Origin of the sequence: Aeromonas sp. FDAARGOS 1403, from assembly GCF_019047325.1 — a bacterium.
Lineage (GTDB): Bacteria > Pseudomonadota > Gammaproteobacteria > Enterobacterales > Aeromonadaceae > Aeromonas > Aeromonas dhakensis.
The window spans coordinates 94,838-109,901 of sequence record NZ_CP077249.1 but is presented as its reverse complement, the minus strand read 5'-3'; the positions used below and the strand labels follow the sequence as shown (position 1 = coordinate 109,901).

The window sequence follows — 15,064 nt, the reverse complement described above, 5'->3', positions numbered from 1 at the left end:
TCAGACAAGGGCTGGCGGCGGATAAAAAAAGCGATATTAATCGCTGACCCGCCGCCACTTGTCAGTTGAAATTTGCCCGGCAGAGGAGAAAAATGGCGGCCTTCTCTTCGCCCCCCGGATCGCCCGCCGCTCCCGGGTCAGCCCAGAGTCTTGAACCACGTCATCCATTACAGGAAAGTTATGAAGCTCCTCCACACTACTGCGGCCGCGCTGTGCTGCAGCCTCCTCTTGGGCGCCGCGCCTGCGCTCGCTGTTGAATACGCCCTGCCTGCGGCCAACAGCCGCCTGGTGGGTGAAAATCTGGAATACGTGGTCCCGGCCGAAGAAAACGGCCAGCCGCTGGAGGCCGCCGCCGCCAAATTCCAGCTGGGGCTGACCAACATGCTGGAGGCCAACCCCAAGGCGGATCCCCTGCTGCTGCAGACCGGCGAGAAGCTGATCGTGCCGCACCAGCTGATCCTGCCGGATGCGCCCCGTGAAGGGATCGTGCTGAACGTGGCCGAGATGCGCCTCTACTACTACCCGAAAGGCAAGAAGGTGGTGGAAGTGCTGCCCATCGGCATCGGCCAGCTCGGTACCGACACCCCGGAAAACTGGGTGACCAGCGTGCAGCGCAAGAAGGCGGGCCCGACCTGGACCCCGACCGCCAAGATGCATGCCGAATATGCCGCCCGTGGCGAGACCCTGCCGGCCGTGTGGCCGGCCGGCCCGGACAATCCCATGGGGCTGTTCGCGCTCTACATCGGCAAGATGTACGCCATCCACGGCACCAACGCCCAGTTCGGCATCGGCCTGCGGGTGAGCCACGGCTGCGTGCGCCTGCGCAACGACGACATCGAGTACCTGTTCAAGAAGGTGCCGGTCGGTACCCGCGTCCAGTTCGTCAACCAGCCTATCAAGGCCAGTGTCGAGCCGGATGGCCGCCGCTATCTGGAAGTGCATCAGCCGCTCTCCCGCAATCAGGAGGAGTTCAACTCCAGCCTGCCTGCGCCGCTGCCGATGACCCCGGCGGTGACCCGCTTCATCGCCCACGCCGACAGCGACTCCCAGCTGGTCAAGCAGGCGCTGGAGCAGCGCAGCGGCATGCCGATCGCGATCAATCGCTGATTGGCACCTGCCGAGATGGCCCCGACTTCTGGTCGGGGCTTTTTTTTGCCGCCGTGGCGGGATCAGGCCCCTGAACATGCCCGGTGGATAAGCAGTTGCTGCGTCAGGATAAAATCTGGCGGAACGGCGCAAAGCTGGTCTGTTGGTTAAAGATGAAACGTTTATATTGTGTTTTCTGTTTGTTAAAAAAGGTTGAGGTCATGGGATCTGCTGATTAAGCTAGGGCGGTTTTTTAAGGAAGAGCCCGTCGTCAGAACGGGTACACACGTCACATAACGGAGTTTTGAATGACAGCCAGCACACCCATGCTCATCACCTTTCTGGTGTACATCCTCGGGATGGTCCTGATCGGCTTTATCGCCTATCGCGCCACCCGCAACTTTGACGACTACATTCTCGGCGGCCGCCGGATGGGGAGCTGGGTGACCGCCCTCTCCGCCGGCGCCTCCGACATGAGCGGCTGGCTCCTGATGGGCTTGCCGGGCGCCGTCTTCATCGGCGGCATCTCCGAGAGCTGGATCGCCATCGGCCTCACCCTGGGCGCCTACCTCAACTGGCGCTGGGTCGCCGGCCGGCTGCGGGTGCATACCGAGAAGAACCGCAACGCCCTGACCCTGCCGGACTACTTCACCTACCGCTTCGAAGACAAGAGCCGGGTGCTGCGCATCCTCTCCGCCCTGGTGATCCTGCTGTTCTTCACCATCTACTGCGCCTCCGGCGTGGTGGCCGGTGCCCGCCTGTTCGAGAGCACCTTCGGCATGAGTTATGACACCGCCCTCTGGGTCGGTGCCGCGGCCACCATCACCTACACCTTCTTCGGTGGCTTCCTCGCGGTGAGCTGGACCGATACCGTGCAGGCTACCCTGATGATCTTCGCCCTGATCCTCACCCCGGTGTTCGTCATCATCGCGGTGGGCGGCATCGACACCGCCATGGTGCAGGTGGCGGCGCAGAACGCCGGCAACCTCGACATGTTCAAGAACCTGGACTTCATCGCCATCATCTCGCTGATGGCCTGGGGCCTGGGCTACTTCGGCCAGCCCCACATCCTGGCGCGCTTCATGGCGGCGGACTCCCACCACTCCATGACCAATGCCCGTCGCATCAGCATGACCTGGATGGTGCTGTGCCTGGGCGGCGCCGTGGCCATCGGCTTCTTCGGCCTCTCCTACTTCTCCACCTTCACCGAGCAGGCTGGCGGCGTGACTGCGAACCCGGAGCGGGTCTTTATCGAGCTCTCCAAGATCCTGTTCAACCCCTGGATCGCCGGCGTGCTGCTCTCAGCCATCCTGGCGGCGGTGATGAGTACCCTCAGTTGCCAGCTGCTGGTCTGCTCCAGCGCCATCACCGAGGATCTCTACAAGCCGTTCCTGCGCAAGAACGCCTCCCAGCAGGAGCTGGTGTGGGTCGGTCGCGCCATGGTGCTGGTGATCGCGCTCATCGCCATCGCCGTCGCCATGAATCCGGAAAACCGGGTGCTGGGGCTGGTGAGCTACGCCTGGGCCGGCTTTGGTGCCGCCTTCGGCCCCGTGGTGCTGCTCTCCGTGCTCTGGTCGCGGATGACCCGCAACGGCGCCCTGGCGGGCATGCTGGTGGGCGCCCTGACCGTCATCGTCTGGAAGCAGTTCGGCTGGCTGGGGCTCTATGAAATCATTCCCGGCTTCCTCTTCTCCGGACTCGCCATCCTGGTGTTCAGCCTGCTGGACAAGGCTCCCTCCAAGGCCATGCTGGAGCGCTTCGACGACGCCGAGCGCGAGTTCCAGACTCCGCCGGATGCGCTGGGCCAGCCGGCAACCGTCAACTGAGTTGGCTACTGCCGATAACAAAAAGCCCCGCGATGCGGGGCTTTTTTATGGATGACGATTTAGCCGGCGCACATCGGCGCGGGCCGTCGCACCTGTGCGCATCAGCCAGCGGGCTCTGTCCTGATTGTTGGCTCCAAGTATTGGCGGTGGGTCAGCCGGATGCCGCACAATCCCAGTACCTGCTTGTCAAGGATCCGCGAGGCGGGATCCCCCAGCCACCAGAGGTAGTACCAGACTGGGCTGTCCATGGTGAGCAGCAGGCGCGCCGTTTTGCCTGCGAGCAGGCGCAGTGGCTGGGCCTTGCCCTTGACATATTGAAAGGCGAAGCCGGAGAGCAGGGTGCGATCCAGCAGGCCCTTGAGACGGGCCGGCATGCCACCCCACCAGAGGGGGGAGACTATCACCAGATGATGAGCGGCAGTCAGGCTGTGCTGCAACGCCAGCAGAGCCGGCTCCAGCTGTGGCATAAGGTCATAGCCATGGTGCAAGTCCGGCTCGAAGGCCAGCTCGCCCACGTGCAACAGGGTGGCTTCTGCGCCTGTCTCCTCGGCGCTGCGGGCATACTCGCGGGCCAGGGCATGGCAAAAACTGTCGGGTTTGGGATTGCCGTTGAGAACAAGCAGGTTGGGGGTCATGGTATGGCTCCTTGAAGTGAGCCCCCATTACACCCCTTGTCCCATGGGACAGAGTCAAGCCACCTTGTGCCCCCGATCCGCTGCTGCGGGATGACCCCGCTCGTCGGGGGCTTGCCGGACCGGAGCGCCATAGCGGCAGGGATGCTGCGCGAGCAGCGTGGCGCACTGGCTCAGCCCCTGATGCTGGCGTTGCAGCCTGGCGACCTCCGCTTCGATCTGCGTTAGCTTGCCTGCGATAAGCTGCTCCACCTTCTGCCAGGGAAACTCGGCGAGACTGGTGAGGCCCGCCAGCAGAGGGGCCAGCTCGCTCAATTTGCAGCCGAGCTGCTGGGCCTGGCGAATAAAACCGACCTACTCCAGATCCTCTGCCCGGTAGACGCGATACTTGCCGCGCCGCCTGGGCTCGGGCAGCAGCCCGGCTGCTCGTAGAAGCGGACTGCCTTTGGGGTGGTGCCCGCCAGCCGGGCAAATTCGCCGATATACATGGTGCTGCTCGCAAAGGGGGTGAAGGTGCCCACTATAGGCCAGTGGCAGGGGGGAATGCATCCACACCGGGGTGAGTTGGATTGGTAGGAATTGACGGGGGACGGCTGACAGCTGACAGAGGACACCCACCCTGTCAGGCAAGTCTGCTATCGAGATGGTGGGTGTCAGGTGATAACTAGATCTGTACAAACGATTAAGCTAACGGACAGACAAAAGTGTAGCTTTTGGACGTCTAGCGAACGAACTAAGCGACAGTTGAGCGCATTGTTACGTGTTCGGAGGTGGAGGCACGAAATTTGGTTCCCATTTTACTTCGCGAGAGGACACTGATAGCACAGACATTCTGGAAAGCTCCTCCCATGGCTCAACGGAAGTATTGAATTCCAGAATTGAGTATTCACGACCACATGTGCGCCAGCTCATGCAAGGACAGACATTTGGTGCCTGATCCCATAGGGTAAGGCTTCTCGCTCTGAGTTCATGCATGGCTTCTTCCTTGGTTGTGAATTCACCGCACCACTCTGCGTGAGCTTCATCTTCAATGATGTACATGGTGGCAACTCGTGCTTTTTAGCGCATAACACCCGCTAAGGGGCAGACAAAGCTACTATTAACCTTCCGCATAACAGCATAATCACGAAACCATACGCATGATAAAAATACCACGCGTTGGCTGTCCCTCTTGAAACGCTTGTTATGCTACCTTCTCGCCATTGGATGGCTTGGATTTAATTGAAGAAGATCCCACAGGTTTCCATATAAGTCTTCAAACACTGCTACCGTGCCATAGTCTTCTTCTGTTGGTTCTCGGACGAAGTTAATACCAATCGATTTCATACGTTTAAAGTCACGCCAGAAATCATCAGTATTTAGGAACAGGAATACTCGCCCGCCTGCTTGATTGCCAATAAAAGCATGCTGCTCTGGCTTCGAGGCTCTGGCAAGTAACAACGTTACACCATGAGAATTTGGTGGAGCTACAACCACCCAACGTTTGTCTTGTTCAGGTTGATGGCTATCTTCAATGAGTTCAAATTTGAGTTTGTTTACATAAAAATCAATGGCTTCATCATAATCTTTCACAACTAAAGCAATATGGACAATGTTCTGTTTCATAGCATTCCTTATTGAAGATTTCGACCGGTAGCTTAACAGTGATTAGATGGAGGGCGGTACTTACACATTAATATCGTCTTCTATCTAACTCCGCTTAACTTTTATTCAGGTAGCTATAAATAACATTTTCAATCAATGAATTAACTACCAACCTCCGACGCTGATTGTATTCGCTTGATCTCTTCTTTGTGCACAGCCTTACGATTGTATAGAAATGAGCGTGGCGTTGGCCATGGGCAAATACCGACATGGCTACCGCCCCTGAATTTCAGCTTCCAGTGTGCTGCTTGTTACCTGCGAGAGGGTTGGCATGGCTCATGGGGGAGACTCCGGCGAGGTGTGTGTTGCCATTTGGCTATAGTAACGCCCCTTGGATGGGGGAAAAGGGGGCAGCGAGTTATTTCTGAGCAAGATCAATAAATTGATAGATATGGCGAGAGCGGAGGGGGCGGGCAGGAGAAGGCGGCGTGGATGCCGCCGCCCCAAGTGATCGGCTTCTGGATTAGCGCTGCGTGCAGGTGAGAGTTGGCTGGCCGACACGCTCCAGCCTGGCTTCGCCCCCCTTGGTAAAGAGGGTGAGGTTTTGCCCTTCATAACGGGCACCGCTGGCGCTGGGGGTTTCATAGGCGAGCACCTGCAGCGGGTCAGTACCCTCACCCTCGTCCAGGTTGATCACCGCGGCGGGCCGCTTGGCCTCGTTGTAGAAGTAGGTGGAGAGAGTGACGTTTTTGCCGCACAGGTAGTTCACCGGTGCCGGCACCATCAGCTGGCCCCCTTTTATCTGCAACTCGGTGATCCGCAGCTGGTAGCTATCTTCCACGCACTGGCGCAGATCGCCCGCCTTCCAGCAGTCGTTGCGCCCCTTGAGCCAGCCGCGCTGGATGGCGCGCTCGGTTTTCTGCTGCTCGGGTGAGAACGCGGCAATTGCCTTGGGGTAGAGGGCCGCCAGCTCGTTATCCAGCGCCGCCAGCGCGGCATCCTTGCAGATCAGGGTTTCGGCGGCGCCTTTCGCCTTGGCGCAATCGAAGGAGGGGGTGGCAGCGGTGGCCAATAAAGGGGCAAACAGCAGAGTGGCAAGCAAGGTCTTGTTCATCGAGGTGCTCCAGCGAGGGGGTCCCGGCTACTAAAGCACAATGGCGCTGGGCCGCCGAGCATTTTTTGCGCCGGGAGGCCCCAGACAAGGGGAGGGAGATCAGGCGAGCGCCAGGGACTGGCGGGCGCGCCACAGTCGCTCGTGGAAGAAGAACACGACCGTGTTGATGGCAGGCTCGATCATCGCCATCACGCCGCCGGTGAGCAGCTCGCCGCTCAGCAGATAGGCGACGCCGAAGGCCACCGAGAAGTGCACCAGGGCGAAGCTGCTGGTCTTGGCCTGCAGGCTGTGGTGGGGCTTGAGTTTGTGCCAGCCGAGATCGTGGAAGTAGAAGGCGACCGTGTTGACTGCGGGTTCGATCAGGGCGATCAGGCTGGCGGTGAGCAGTTCACCGGTCAGCAGGTAAGCCACGGTGAAGGCCACGGTGAAGTGCAGAACGGCAAAGCTGATGGTCTTTTTCATGATGGCGGCTCCCTCTGGTGATGAGCAGAGTATCCCCCGAAACCTCACTAAATGAAAACTATTCTCATCTAATGGTTGGATAGGGACGACCTATCAAGTGAGAACGCCCTCACCGGATTGGGAGTTGCCAGGGGCCACAGCGGCGCTAGAGTGAGCCTTTGCCATGAAAAAGGAGCTTTCATGCATATGAATATCAACGCCACCCTGATGGGGCAGTTCATCCTGTTGCTGATGATCATCGTCGGCGTCGTGGCCTATTGGCTGGCTCGTCGCAGAAGCGAGCGCCCCGCCCTGATCGCCACCCTTTGCGCTTTGCTCTCCCTGTTTCCACCCTTGGGTCTGTTGGCCCTGCTGTTGCTGGTCTTGCACCTGGACAGATCCTCCGGCCCCTGATTGCCAGCCAGGGCACTCGAGCTGCCCGCCGATCCTGCCAATAAAAAGGGCCTGCAGTGGCAGGCCCTTGGCTGTGTGCGAGTGATGCAAGGCGCTACGCTTCAACCTTGTTGAGCCACTCGACCTTGTACTGGGCGCCGGCGCCCTGAGCCAGCTTGGCACAGAGGGGTTTGAGGAAGGCTTCAATCTGCTCGTCCAGCAGCCAGGGGGGGCTCACTATCAGCATGCCTGAGCCGTTCATGCCCCAATCGGCAGTCTGGCCGGCCACTTCCAGCTCGGCCACCAGGACGTTGCCGAAGTTCTCCCGCTTGATGGCGCGCAGCATGTCGCGGGACTTGTCCGCCTCTTCCCCCAGAATGGGATACCAGAGGGCGTAGATGCCGGTGGCCCAGCGTTTTTGCGCCTTTTTCAGGGTATCGACCACCGCGAAGTAGTCTTCTTTGAGCTCATAGGGGGGGTCTATCAGCACCAGGCCGCGGCGCGGAGTGGGGGGCAGCAGGGCCACCAGCCCCTCGAAGCCATCGCGATGGTGCACGGCGACGCGGGGGTCGTAACCCATATTGGCGCGCAGGTCCTCCACCTCGTTGTTGTGCAGCTCCATCAGCGCCAGCTTGTCCTGATCGCGAATAAGGCGGCGCGACAGCTCTGGCGAGCCGGGGTAGTAGCGCAACTGACCATCGCTGTTCATCTCCTCGATGACGCCCAGATAGGGGGCCATGGCAGACCACTGGGCCCGCTCATCCCACAGTCGGCCAATGCCATCGGCGTATTCCGCCTTCTTCTGCGACCAGTCGCCGCGCAGGTCGTAGAGACCGCCGCCGGCATGGGTGTCCAGCACGATGAAGGGTTTCTCCTTCTTCTTGAGGGACTCGATGATCAGGGCCTGAACGGCGTGTTTCAGCACGTCGGCGTGGTTGCCGGCGTGAAAGGCGTGGCGATAACTCAGCATATTAGGTCTCTGAGGGGGCCCTGCTGGGCCCCCAGTAACAATAGATAGTTCAACAGGTTGCGGCTGTCGCCGCGAAACAGGGTGAGGCTGCGCAGGGTCTGCAGCAGGACCCCCTGTTGCAGGCGCTCCAGCTCCAGCTCGTGGGCCAGCATGGCCTGATACTCCTGCTCGCCGAGCCGCGCCTTGGCGCTCGAACGCAGGGTGCGCCAGGGGCCGAGCACCGCCTCGGTCTGCACCAGCGCCGGTTGCAGGTCGGTGAGATCGACCGGGATCCCGCACTGATCCAGCCGGTGCAGCAACAGGGCCAGGTTGACGTTGCCCCCCAGCGCCTGCACGCTGAGCCAATCCTGGCTGCGCGCACCGTAGGTTTCGCCGCTCCAGTGCCAGAAATCGAGCGGGCCCGGCAGTTCGTGGGCGTCGATCCGCTCGCTCGTCATCAGCTGTTCGTCACGCAAGGAAGGCCTGCTCCATGGTTTCCAGCTCCTCAGAGAGGCTCATCCACTCCAGCTCCACCCCTTCCAGCTCCTCCTTGATGGGGCCCTGGGACTTGAGCAGTTCGGAGAGCTTCTGCTTGGCGCTCTCTTCATAGATGGCGGGGTCGGCCAGCTGCTCTTCCACCGCGGCCAGCTTGGCCTGCAGCTTCTCCATGCTGGTTTCGAGCTTCTCCAGCTTCTGGCGCAGCGGTCGGGTCTGTTGCCGGAACTCCGCCTCACGCCGCTTCTGATCCTTGCGCGCCACTGCCGAGTTGGCGGAGACGACGCCGTCATCCTGTTTGGCGTTGGCCTCTTTCTCCTGCTCGCCGAGCCACTTGTGGTAGTCGTCCAGATCGCCGTCGAAGGCCTCGACCCGGCCACCGTGCACCAGATAGAAGTCATCGGTGGTGGTACGCAGCAGGTGACGGTCGTGGGAGACCACCACCATGGCGCCCTCGAAGCCTTGCAGCGCCATGGTCAGGGCGTGGCGCATCTCCAGATCCAGGTGGTTGGTCGGTTCATCCAGCAGCAGCAGGTTGGGCTTTTGCCAGGTGATGAGGGCCAGCACCAGTCGCGCCTTCTCGCCACCGGAGAAGGGGGCCACCTTGTCGAGCGCCTTGTCACCATGAAAGCCGAAGCTGCCCAGATAGTTGCGCAGCTCCTGCTCGGTCTTGTCCGGTGCGAGGCGCACCAGATGATCGAGGGGGGAGTCATCCAGGCGCAGGGTCTCCAGCTGATGCTGGGCGAAGTAGCCGATGCTCACCCCGGCGCTCACTTCCAGCTTGCCGGAGAGCGGCGGGTTGGAGCCCGCCAGCATCTTGATGAAGGTGGATTTGCCGGCGCCGTTGCGACCGAGCAGGCCGATGCGTGAACCCGGTACCAGGTTGAGTTTGATCTTCTCCAGGATCACCTTGTCGCCGTAACCGGCGCTGAGGTTTTCCATGGCAATCAGCGGGGTCGGCAGGGCCGACGGCTCGCGAAACTCGAAGCTGAATTCGGAGTCGGCGTGGGCGGGCAGGATCTTCTCCATCCGCTCCATGGCCTTCAATCGGCTCTGGGCTTGGCGCGCCTTGGAGGCCTTGTAGCGGAAGCGATCCACATAGGATTGCATGTGGGCCATCTCCCGCTGCTGCTTCTCGTACATGGACTGCTGCTGGGCCAGGTGTTCGGCGCGCTGCAGTTCGAAGTCGGAGTAGCCGCCGCTGTATTCGTTGAGCTTGCCGTTCTCGATATGGATGATGCGAGTCACCACAGAGTCGAGGAAGTCGCGGTCGTGAGAGATGAGCACCAGCGTGCCCTGATAGCCCTTGAGCCACTTCTCCAGCCAGATGACGGCGTCGAGATCCAGGTGGTTGGTCGGTTCATCGAGCAGCAGCAGATCGGAGCGGCAGAGCAGCGCCTGGGCGAGGTTGAGGCGCATGCGCCAGCCACCAGAGAAGCTGCGCACCGGCGAGCCGAGCTGCTCGTCGCCAAAGCCGAGGCCGTGCAACAGCTCGGCGGCGCGAGCGCGGATGCTGTAGGCACCTATGGTGTCGAGCTTGCCGTGCAGCTCGGCCACCAGCAGACCGTTGTCATCCTGCTCGGCCTGGGCCAGCTCGGCCTCCAGCGCGCGGAACTCCTTGTCGCCGTCGATCACGTAGTCGAGGGCGGAGCAGTCCAGCGCCGGGGTCTCCTGTGCCACCCCGGCAATCTGCCAGCCGGCGGGCAGGCTGAAGCTGCCGCTGTCGATGGCCAGCTCGCCCCGTACCAGTGCAAAAAAGGTGGACTTGCCACAGCCGTTCTTGCCCACCAGACCCACCTTGTGGCCGGGGTGAATGGTGGCGGATGCGTTGTCCAGCAGCTTGCGGCCGCCGCGGATCAGTTCGATTTGACTGGCAACTATCATGGATTGGTCTGCTTGGCTCAAATGAAGGAGAAAAACTGGCGCGGATCTTACGTGAAATGGCGCCGGTTTGCACTTTAGGTACGGGCCTGCTACTGGCTGGCACCACAAAAACATGTCATAACAGAACTATCAAACAGTATGACGGTGGAGGCTAGCATGCTGCATATCAGGGACATCATGACGACCCGGGTCGCCACCGTATCCATGGACGACAGGTTGAGCGTCATCAAGGAGATCTTCGAGCAGGCCCACTTTCGCCATCTGCTGGTGCTGGAAGAAGAGGAACTGGTAGGAGTCATCTCCGATCGCGACCTGTTTCGCGCCATCAGCCCCTATCTCGACTCCGAGGCCGAGATGAGCCGCGACACCGAGACCCTCAACCGGCGCGCTCACCAGATCATGAGCCGTCACCCCATCACCATCGCCCCCCAGCTCACGGTGCGGGAGGGGGTCAAGCTGATGCTGGAGAAGAACGTCTCCTGTCTGCCGGTGCTGGAAAACGGCGCCCTGGTCGGCATCATCAGCTGGAAGGATCTGCTGCGCGCAGCCCTTGACAGCGACGCCTTCTAACCCGCCGGTACGGATTGCAAGAGAATGAAAAAGGGCTCCGCGGAGCCCTTTGCTGTTTTTGGTCACAGGCGCCTGCCCTCGTGTCAGGGCAGCGGCTCTACCAGCAGGATATGGGAGTCATGCCCCGTCACCCGCACCTTGCTGCCGGCGAGCAGTGGCTGGCTGCAGCGCACCGTCCAGGCGGTGTCGTCCAGGTGTACCCGGCTCATCCCCTGAGTCACGTCATCCAGCAGCACCAGCTCGCGCCCCAGATACCCCTGCATCCGCTCGTTGATGGGGGCGGCGGCATCCTGCTCCGATCGATCCTGGCGGTGCTGCCAGCGCCACCAGGCCCAGGTGGTGAGCAGGGATTGCAGGGCGAACAGCAGCAGCTGGGCCTGCCAGCCGAAGGGCCAGACCAGCAGCAGCAGGCCCACCTCCAGCGCGGCGATGCCGGTCCAGAGCAGAAAGCCCACCGAGCCCAGCACCTCGATGGCCAGCAGCACGAAGCCGAGCCCCAGCCAGTGCCAGTGGGTCAGCCCCTCGAACAGGGCTGTCATGATTTGCCGCCCTTGCCATCCTTGAACAGCTCGGCCATGCCGGCCACGGCGCCGATCAGGCTGCCCGCCTCCAGCGGCATCATCACCACCTTGCTGTTGGGGCCTTCACCGATGCGGGCCAGCGCCTCTGTGTATTTCTGGGCCACGAAGTAGTTGATGGCCTGCAGATCCCCTTCGGCGATGGCTTTTGACACCATGTGGGTCGCCTTGGCTTCCGCTTCGGCGGCCCGCTCCCGCGCCTCGGCGGCGAGGAAGGCGGCTTGACGCTCACCCTCGGCCTTGAGGATCTGGGACTGCTTCTCACCTTCCGCTTTCAGGATCTTGGACTGGCGCACCCCTTCGGCTTCCAGCACCTCGGCCCGTTTCTGGCGCTCGGCCTTCATCTGGGCGTTCATGGCTTCGACCAGCGCCAGCGGCGGACGTACATCCTTGATCTCGATCCGGGTCACCTTGATGCCCCAGGGGGCGGTGGCCGCATCCATGGTGCGCAGCAGCTTCTCGTTGATGGTGTCGCGCTGGGAGAGCATCTCGTCCAGCTCCATGGCGCCCAGCACGGTCCGCATATTGGTCATGGTCAGGTTGCGGATGGCGCTGGTGAGATCGTTGACCTCGTAGCCTGCCTTGCGGGCATCCACCACCTGCACGAAGCTGATGGCGTCTATGGTGACGTTGGCGTTGTCGCGGGAGATCACCTCTTGCGCCGGGATGTCCAGCACCTGCTCCATCATGATGATCTTGTGGCCGATGCGATCTATGTAGGGGATCAGCAGGTTGAGGCCGGGGGAGAGGGTGCGGGTGTAGCGGCCGAAGCGCTCCACGGTCCAGTTGTAACCCTGCGGCACTATCTTGATACCGGCGCTCAGGGTGAGAAGTACCAGAAACACAAAGATCCCCAGCACAATCAATGACTCATTCATCATTTAGCTCCTTATGAAACACTTTCACTAGCCTATGGCCTTGCGTGCGGCACCACAAGCGCCTTTGTCATCATACGGCTTTGTTAATTACTAAAATGCATTAAAAAGCATTTTTTATTATTTTGAGGGATAAGCAGCCCTGCCTATAGTCGCCCCATATTAGTCGTGTTCCGAGGGATGGGCCGAAATGGATTATTTGCCGATGTTTGCCAAGTTGGACGGTCGCCCGGTGCTGTTGGTGGGAGGGGGCGAAGTGGCCCTGCGCAAGGCGCGCCTGCTGTTGGCGGCCGGTGCCAGGCTGACCCTGGTCTCCCCCGAGCTGGAACCCGACTTCCATGAATTTGCCGGTCGCTTCACTCATCTGGCGGAGCGCTTCTTACCTGCCCATCTGGCCGGCCAGATCCTGGTGGTGGCCGCCACCGACGACCTCGAGGTGAACGCCCTGGTCTATCAGAGCGCCAACCAGCTCGGTCTGTTCGTCAACGTGGTGGACGACCCCAAGCGCTCCAGCTTTATCTTCCCCTCCATCATCGATCGCAGCCCCATCATGGTGGCTGTGTCCAGCGGCGGCAAGGCGCCTGTGCTGGTGCGTCTGCTGCGCGAGCGGCTTGAGAGCCTGCTGCCGCGCCACCTCGGCGGCCTGGCCGAACTCTCGGGTCGGGTACGCGACCGGGCCAAGCGGGTGCTCTCCTCAATTTCCGACCGTCGCCGCTTCTGGGAGCGCGCCTTTGCCTCCAACACCCTGGCCGGTTTGATTGAGAAAGCCGATTGGCAGGGGGCCGAGCAGTGGCTGAACGAGGGTCTGGACAAGGCCCAGACCGAGGTGGGCGAGGTGGTGTTGGTAGGAGCGGGCCCCGGCGATCCGGGCCTGTTGACCCTCAAGGCGCTGCAACAAATTCAGCAGGCCGAAGTGGTGCTCTATGACCAGCTGGTCTCGCCCGAGATCCTGGACCTGGTGCGCCGCGATGCCACTTTGGTGTCGGTCGGCAAGAAGGCCGGCGCTCACAGCGTGCCGCAGGAGGAGACCAATCGCCTGCTGGTGGAATACGCCAGGGCGGGCAACCGGGTGGTGCGGCTCAAGGGGGGCGATCCCTTCATGTTCGGCCGTGGCGGCGAAGAGCTGGAAGTGCTGGCCGAGGAGGGCATCCCCTTCTCGGTGGTGCCCGGCATCACGGCCGCTGCCGGCGCCACTGCCTATGCCGGCATTCCGCTCACTCACCGTGACCATGCCCAGAGCGCCGTCTTCATTACCGGCCACTGTCAGAAAGAGGGCAAGGAGCCCGACTGGCAGCAGCTCGCCGCCACCAGCCAGACCCTGGTGATCTACATGGGGCTGATGCGCTCCGAGCATATCCAGCAGCAGCTGGTGAGCCATGGCCGCAGCAGCGCCACCCCCATCGCCATCATAGAGCGCGGCACCACGGCGCGGCAGCGCGTGCTGACCGGCACCTTGGCTGAGCTGGCCGAGCTGGCCGCCCAGGCGGTGAGCCCCTCCCTTATCGTCATCGGCGAGGTGGTTGCCCTGCGTAAACAGCTCGCCTGGTTTGGCGAGACGGCGCAGGGGCAGGAGGCCGACAGCGGCCACGAGCTCAAACTGGTGAGCCTGGCCTGAGGCCGAGACAGCAATCAATTTGACGGTGTTGCCATGGCGGCACCGACCTGAACCAAGACCGCGTACCGACCAGGCGCGTCAGCAATGAACCGAGGACCCAGACATGGACCGTGAAAGATTGACCCATCTGCAGCAACTGGAAGCCGAGAGCATCCACATCATCCGCGAGGTGGCTGCCGAATTTGAAAACCCGGTGATGATGTACTCCATCGGCAAGGACTCCTCCGTCATGCTGCACCTGGCCCGCAAGGCCTTCTATCCGGGCAAGATCCCCTTCCCCCTGCTGCACGTGGACACCGACTGGAAGTTCAAGGAGATGATCAAGTTCCGCGACGAGACCGCCAGGAAGTACGGGCTGGATCTCATCGTCCACAAGAACCCGGACGGTCTCGCCATGGGCATCAACCCCTTCGTGCACGGCAGCGGCAAGCACACCGACATCATGAAGACCGAAGGGCTCAAGCAGGCGCTCAACAAATACGGCTTCGACGCCGCCTTCGGTGGGGCCCGCCGCGACGAGGAGAAGTCTCGTGCCAAGGAGCGGGTCTACTCCTTCCGCGACAAATCTCACCGCTGGGATCCCAAGAACCAGCGCCCCGAGCTGTGGCGCGTCTACAACAGCCAGGTCAACAAGGGTGAGAGCATCCGGGTGTTCCCGCTCTCCAACTGGACCGAGCTCGACATCTGGCAATACATCTATCTCGAGAACATCGACATAGTCCCGCTCTACTTCGCCGCTCATCGCCCTGTGGTGGAGCGCAATGGCATCAAGATCATGGTGGATGACGAGCGCATGCCCATCGGCCCGGAAGATGAAGTGAAGCAGGAGCTGGTGCGCTTTCGCACCCTCGGCTGCTACCCGCTGACTGGGGCCATCGAATCCAATGCCACCACCTTGCCGGAGATCATCGAAGAGATGCTGATCACCACCTCGAGCGAGCGGCAAGGGCGGCTCATCGACCACGATCAGGCCGGCTCCATGGAGCAGAAGAAGCGTCAGGGCTATTTCTAAAAAAATGTTC

General features: G+C 61.3%; 16 protein-coding genes. 6 read left to right on the top strand and 10 right to left on the bottom strand.

Annotation, left to right across the window (positions count from 1 at the left end; all coding sequences use genetic code 11):
• The first annotated feature begins 180 nt into the window (after positions 1 to 180).
• Together I6L33_RS00465 and putP are read left to right on the top strand one after the other, a co-directional pair.
• Entirely contained in the window at positions 181 to 1,107 is a 927-nt protein-coding gene (locus I6L33_RS00465) for a L,D-transpeptidase family protein (RefSeq protein ID WP_005304791.1), read from the top strand.
• Positions 1,108 to 1,394: 287 nt separating this feature from the next.
• Positions 1,395 to 2,912 carry a sodium/proline symporter PutP gene (putP, locus tag I6L33_RS00460; RefSeq protein WP_017766278.1) on the top strand — a complete coding sequence of 506 codons (1,518 nt, stop codon included), beginning with the start codon at positions 1,395 to 1,397 and terminating at the stop codon, positions 2,910 to 2,912.
• 101 nt (positions 2,913 to 3,013) lie between these two features.
• Here putP and I6L33_RS00455 read toward each other — a convergent pair whose 3' ends face one another.
• From I6L33_RS00455 to I6L33_RS00435, 5 genes are all read right to left on the bottom strand, one after another.
• Positions 3,014 to 3,547, bottom strand: a complete 534-nt coding sequence (locus I6L33_RS00455; RefSeq protein WP_254204953.1) for an NAD(P)H-dependent oxidoreductase — start codon at positions 3,545 to 3,547, stop codon at positions 3,014 to 3,016.
• Between the two features lie 54 nt (positions 3,548 to 3,601).
• Entirely contained in the window at positions 3,602 to 3,859 is a 258-nt protein-coding gene (locus I6L33_RS21990; RefSeq protein ID WP_017787608.1) for a hypothetical protein, read from the bottom strand.
• 873 nt (positions 3,860 to 4,732) lie between these two features.
• Complete coding sequence (locus I6L33_RS00445) at positions 4,733 to 5,149, bottom strand: VOC family protein (RefSeq protein ID WP_017787609.1); 417 nt, start codon at positions 5,147 to 5,149, stop codon at positions 4,733 to 4,735.
• A 502-nt stretch (positions 5,150 to 5,651) separates the two neighbouring features.
• Complete coding sequence (locus I6L33_RS00440; protein ID WP_216973384.1) at positions 5,652 to 6,242, bottom strand: MliC family protein; 591 nt, start codon at positions 6,240 to 6,242, stop codon at positions 5,652 to 5,654.
• 99 nt (positions 6,243 to 6,341) lie between these two features.
• On the bottom strand, positions 6,342 to 6,704 hold the full coding sequence (locus I6L33_RS00435) for a DUF2061 domain-containing protein (RefSeq protein WP_005304770.1): 363 nt from the start codon (positions 6,702 to 6,704) through the stop codon (positions 6,342 to 6,344).
• 186 nt (positions 6,705 to 6,890) lie between these two features.
• On the opposite strand from I6L33_RS00435, the gene I6L33_RS00430 reads away from it, so the two are divergent.
• Positions 6,891 to 7,097, top strand: a complete 207-nt coding sequence (locus I6L33_RS00430; protein WP_162851582.1) for a hypothetical protein — start codon at positions 6,891 to 6,893, stop codon at positions 7,095 to 7,097.
• Positions 7,098 to 7,191: 94 nt separating this feature from the next.
• Here I6L33_RS00430 and I6L33_RS00425 read toward each other — a convergent pair whose 3' ends face one another.
• The 3 genes from I6L33_RS00425 to I6L33_RS00415 are packed head-to-tail and all read right to left on the bottom strand — an operon-like array spanning position 7,192 to position 10,404.
• Entirely contained in the window at positions 7,192 to 8,046 is an 855-nt protein-coding gene (locus tag I6L33_RS00425; RefSeq protein WP_216973383.1) for a 23S rRNA (adenine(2030)-N(6))-methyltransferase RlmJ, read from the bottom strand.
• Positions 8,040 to 8,501, bottom strand: coding sequence for a DUF2390 domain-containing protein (locus I6L33_RS00420; RefSeq protein WP_216973382.1), 462 nt, complete (start codon positions 8,499 to 8,501; stop codon positions 8,040 to 8,042). Before I6L33_RS00420 ends, I6L33_RS00425 begins: the two co-directional genes overlap by 7 nt.
• Positions 8,494 to 10,404, bottom strand: a complete 1,911-nt coding sequence (locus I6L33_RS00415) for an ABC transporter ATP-binding protein (protein WP_201883085.1) — start codon at positions 10,402 to 10,404, stop codon at positions 8,494 to 8,496. Before I6L33_RS00415 ends, I6L33_RS00420 begins: the two co-directional genes overlap by 8 nt.
• Before the next feature lie 156 nt (positions 10,405 to 10,560).
• On the opposite strand from I6L33_RS00415, the gene I6L33_RS00410 reads away from it, so the two are divergent.
• Complete coding sequence (locus I6L33_RS00410) at positions 10,561 to 10,974, top strand: CBS domain-containing protein (RefSeq protein WP_005304756.1); 414 nt, start codon at positions 10,561 to 10,563, stop codon at positions 10,972 to 10,974.
• A gap of 83 nt (positions 10,975 to 11,057) precedes the next feature.
• Here the strand turns inward: I6L33_RS00410 and I6L33_RS00405 are convergent, their stop codons facing one another.
• Positions 11,058 to 11,513 (bottom strand): NfeD family protein, encoded by a 456-nt coding sequence (locus I6L33_RS00405; RefSeq protein ID WP_216973381.1) that lies wholly within the window; start codon positions 11,511 to 11,513, stop codon positions 11,058 to 11,060.
• The gene (locus I6L33_RS00400; protein WP_005304750.1) at positions 11,510 to 12,430 is read right to left on the bottom strand and encodes an SPFH domain-containing protein; all 921 of its coding nucleotides are present in this window, start codon (positions 12,428 to 12,430) and stop codon (positions 11,510 to 11,512) included. The genes I6L33_RS00405 and I6L33_RS00400 overlap by 4 nt, the downstream gene beginning before the upstream one ends.
• A 187-nt stretch (positions 12,431 to 12,617) precedes the next feature.
• On the opposite strand from I6L33_RS00400, the gene cysG reads away from it, so the two are divergent.
• Both cysG and cysD read left to right on the top strand, forming a co-directional pair.
• The gene (cysG, locus tag I6L33_RS00395) at positions 12,618 to 14,042 is read left to right on the top strand and encodes a siroheme synthase CysG (protein ID WP_216973380.1); all 1,425 of its coding nucleotides are present in this window, start codon (positions 12,618 to 12,620) and stop codon (positions 14,040 to 14,042) included.
• 103 nt (positions 14,043 to 14,145) lie between these two features.
• On the top strand, positions 14,146 to 15,054 hold the full coding sequence (gene cysD / locus I6L33_RS00390) for a sulfate adenylyltransferase subunit CysD (protein ID WP_017781532.1): 909 nt from the start codon (positions 14,146 to 14,148) through the stop codon (positions 15,052 to 15,054).
• Positions 15,055 to 15,064: the final 10 nt, after the last annotated feature.